Origin of the sequence: Streptomyces hainanensis, assembly GCF_004348415.1 — a bacterium.
GTDB classification, from domain to species: Bacteria; Actinomycetota; Actinomycetes; order Streptomycetales; family Streptomycetaceae; genus Streptomyces; species Streptomyces hainanensis.
Genome location: NZ_SMKI01000633.1, coordinates 1 through 3,547 on the forward strand (window position 1 = coordinate 1; position 3,547 = coordinate 3,547).

A 3,547-nucleotide genomic window follows, 5' to 3' on the forward strand; every position below is an offset into this window, starting at 1 on the left:
CCGCAGGCCCCCGCACCGCCCCGCGGGCCCCGAAACACTCCTCGAGAAGGGAACCGTTCACGTGACCCTGTCCGCACCCACGCCCCTCACCGAGCACGCGCGCCGACCCCGGCTGACCAGCGCCCGCGCCGAGTCGCTGGTCCGCAGGTGGCACCGGTCGCTCACCGACCGCCGGCCGCTCGACGAGTTGACCGCGCACCTGACCAACGGGCTGCGCCTCGACCTCCCGTCGGGCGTCGTCCGCGGCGTCGAGGGCTTCCGCCGCTGGTACGAGGCCGGCGACCTGCTGCCGCTGGCCGGCCACGCCGTCGCGCTCACCGGCGTCGACGTGCGGCTGCTCTCGCCGCTGCACGCCGAGGTGACGACCACCACCATCACAGGACCGGGCGCCGTACCGACCCGGCACGAGTGGTGGGTGGTGCGGCAGCCGGACGGCCCGCGGATCCGCACCATCAGCGTCCGACAGCCGGCCGTGGCGCCGGCCGCCGCGCGCACGGCGCTGCTGAGCGCCTGACCCCTCCGGGGCCGGCCGGCCGCCGGCCGGCCCCGGACCCAGACCGCACCCACCGCACCTCTCATATCCAGGGGATGACAACGATGACCACCCAGCCGTCGCCCACTCCCGGCCGCCTCGTCGGCAAGCGCGTCGGGATCCTGATGGAGAACGACTACGTGGAGGAGGAGATCTCGTACTACCGACGGCGCTTCGCCGAGGAGGGCGCCGAGGTCACCCTGCTGACCCGCCTGTGGGGTCGCCCCTCCCTCACCTTCACCGGCGCCGAACAGCGCGCGCCGCTGACCGTGACCGAGGACCTGGAGGCCCTCGACTACACCCGACTCGCCCGCCTCTCCGCCCTGATCGTGCCCTCCGGCCAGGTCTCCGACCGGCTCCGCTTCAGCGAGGACGTCGAACGGCTCGCGCCCGCCGTGGAGTTGATGGTCCGCGCCTTCCGCCTGCCCAACCTGGTCAAGGGCTTCTCCTGCCACGGCCTCTCGCTGGTCTCCGCGACCCCCGAGCTGATCCGCGGCCGCGAGGTCACCTGCCACAACAACCTCGTGGGCGACGTCCGCAACATGGGCGCGATGTACACCAACCAGGACGTGGTGGTCGACGGCGACCTGGTGACCAGCCGCACCGTCGACCAGTGCCACCTGCTGGTCCGCTCCGTCATCGACCTGCTCGACCCGGTGCCGGAACCGGCCGTCGCCGGGGCCGTGTCGTGACCGGCGCGGGCCACTCCTCGCACTCCTCGCACTCCTCGCACTCCGACACCACCACCGGCTACGTGGTGCGCCGGGACGGCGGCCGGGTCACCCTGCGCACCCTCGACGACCGGCTGGTGACCGTCCACCTGACCGCCACCACCTCGGGGGAGCGGCTGCGGAACCTCGGCGAGCCCTACGCCGACGTCACCGCCAGGCTCTACGACCAACTCACCCCGGGCGCCCTGGTGTTCTGCTACGGCCCGATCTACCAGGAGCCGGAAGGCCCCTACCTGCAGGCCGGGCACCTGGTGTTCGCCGGCGGCGCCGGCGACCGGTGGCCGCACGAGCGGGCCGGCTGGTGGGCCGAACAGCTGCGGGAGCTCGCCGGGTTCTACCGGCGCGCCCAGTTCGGCGAGCGGGGCGTCGACTTCGGCGACTACCGCACCGACCTGCGCAACAGCGGGCAGAAGGCGACCCGGCAGGTACAGGAGACGGACACCATCTCCCGCATGGTCTACGGCATGGCGAGCACCTTCCTGCTCACCGGCGACGAACAGGCGCTGACCGTGGCCGAGCGGGGCTCCCGCTACCTCCACGACCACATGCGCTTCGTCGACCAGGACGCCGACGTCGTGTACTGGTACCACGGCATCGACGTCACCGGCGACCGCGAACACAAGCTGTTCGCCTCGGAGTTCGGCGACGACTACCGCGCCATCCCGGCCTACGAGCAGATCTACGCGCTGGTCGGCCTGGTGCAGACGTACCGGGTCACCGGCGATCCCACCATCCTCGCCGACATCGAGGGCACCGTCCGCCTCTTCGAGCGGTTCTTCCACGACCCCAAGCTCGGCGGCTACTACTCCCACATCGACCCGGTCACCCTGAGCCCGCACGACGAGTCGCTCGGCCCCAACAGGTCGCGCAAGAACTGGAACTCGGTGGGCGACCACGCCCCCGCCTACCTCTTCAACCTGTACCTGGCCACCGGCGCCGAGCGGTACCGCAGGATGCTCGAGCACACCTTCGACATGATCGTGACGCACCTGCCCGACCGCACCCCGGACGGCAGCCCGTTCGTCCGCGAGCGGTTCCACGCCGACTGGACCCCGGACCACGCCTGGGGCTGGCAGCAGAACCGCGCGGTCGTGGGCCACAACCTCAAGATCGCCTGGAACCTGATGCGGATGCAGGGCACCCTGCCCAAGCGCGAGTACCGGGCGCTCGCCGAGTCGTTGGGCAAGACGATGCCGTCCGTCGGCCTCGACCGGCGCCGCGGCGGCTGGTACGACCTGGTCGAACGCCTCCCGGAGCGCGGCCGGCACGCCTTCGTCTGGCACGACCGCAAGTCCTGGTGGCAGCAGGAGCAGGCCATCCTGGCCTACCTCATCCTGGCCGGCAACACCGGCGACGACGACTTCCTGCGCCACGCCAGGGAGTCGGCCGCCTTCTACAACGCGTTCTTCCTCGACCACGACGAGGGCGGCGTGTTCTTCACCGTCCTCGCCCAGGGCATCCCCTACCTGATGGGCAACGAGCGGCTCAAGGGCAGCCACGCCATGAGCATGTACCACAAGGCCGAGCTCTGCTACCTCGCCGAGGTCTACACCCGGCTGCTGGTCCAACGGGAGCCGCTCGACCTCCACTTCAGGCCGGGACCCGACGCCCGCTACCCGGACCGGCTGCTGCGCGTCGCGCCCGACGTCCTCCCGCCCGGCGCGGTCGTGCTGGACGGCGTCACCGTCGACGGCCGGCCCTACGCCGACTTCGACCCGACCGAACTCACCGTCCGCCTGCCGGACTCCGCCTCGCCACTCGCGGTCCGGGCCACGGTCCGTCCGGCGGACCGCCGCAACTGACAGGCCGCTGAAAGGAGAAACCGATGTCGTTCACCGCCTCGCTCGGCTCGGCGGGCAGCTCCGCCGTGCTGCACCTCGCCGGCCGGCTCACCGACGCCGACGTCCGCACCCTGCGCACCCTCGTCGACCAGGCCGTGGGCACGGCGCCCCGACGCCTGCTGGTCGACGCCCACGACCTGGAGTCGCTCGCCCCGGCGGGCGTGCGCTGCCTGGCCTTCGCCCAACAACACCTCGCCCCCGGCACGGAGATGGTGATCGAGGGCGCGTCCCCCGACCTCCACGAGGCGCTCGCCCGCGCCGGCCTCACCCGCTCCATGACGGTCGTCACGACCACGACCACCGCCTCGGCGGCGGCCTGACCCTGGCCTCGCTGACCCGGGCATGCTGGGCGATGTCGGCGAGCCGGGGGCTCCTGGCGTCCGAGCCCGGATCGCTCACTCCCCCCACCAGACGGTGGTGTCGGCCGGCAGCACGGTGCCCGC

Annotated in this window: 4 protein-coding genes; all 4 read left to right on the forward strand. The window is 72.3% G+C overall.

Annotation, left to right across the window (positions count from 1 at the left end; all coding sequences use genetic code 11):
• The first annotated feature begins 61 nt into the window (after nucleotides 1-61).
• The 4 genes from E1283_RS33870 to E1283_RS33885 all read left to right on the forward strand — a co-directional run bounded on the left by E1283_RS33870 (nucleotide 62) and on the right by E1283_RS33885 (nucleotide 3,424).
• The gene (locus E1283_RS33870; protein WP_132822000.1) at nucleotides 62-514 is read left to right on the forward strand and encodes a hypothetical protein; all 453 of its coding nucleotides are present in this window, start codon (nucleotides 62-64) and stop codon (nucleotides 512-514) included.
• 83 nt (nucleotides 515-597) lie between these two features.
• The gene (locus E1283_RS33875; RefSeq protein WP_132822001.1) at nucleotides 598-1,224 is read left to right on the forward strand and encodes a DJ-1/PfpI family protein; all 627 of its coding nucleotides are present in this window, start codon (nucleotides 598-600) and stop codon (nucleotides 1,222-1,224) included.
• A complete protein-coding gene (locus tag E1283_RS33880; RefSeq protein WP_132822002.1) occupies nucleotides 1,221-3,065 on the forward strand; it encodes an AGE family epimerase/isomerase in 1,845 nt (614 codons plus the stop codon). Before E1283_RS33875 ends, E1283_RS33880 begins: the two co-directional genes overlap by 4 nt.
• Before the next feature lie 23 nt (nucleotides 3,066-3,088).
• A complete protein-coding gene (locus tag E1283_RS33885) occupies nucleotides 3,089-3,424 on the forward strand; it encodes an STAS domain-containing protein (RefSeq protein WP_132822003.1) in 336 nt (111 codons plus the stop codon).
• Nucleotides 3,425-3,547: the final 123 nt, after the last annotated feature.

Bases quoted from the DNA above. Each gene is read 5' to 3' on its own strand.
- E1283_RS33875 (WP_132822001.1), top strand. From the start codon at position 598: ATGACCACCCAGCCGTCGCCCACTCCCGGCCGCCTCGTCGGCAAGCGC.
- E1283_RS33885 (WP_132822003.1), top strand. From the start codon at position 3,089: ATGTCGTTCACCGCCTCGCTCGGCTCGGCGGGCAGCTCCGCCGTGCTG.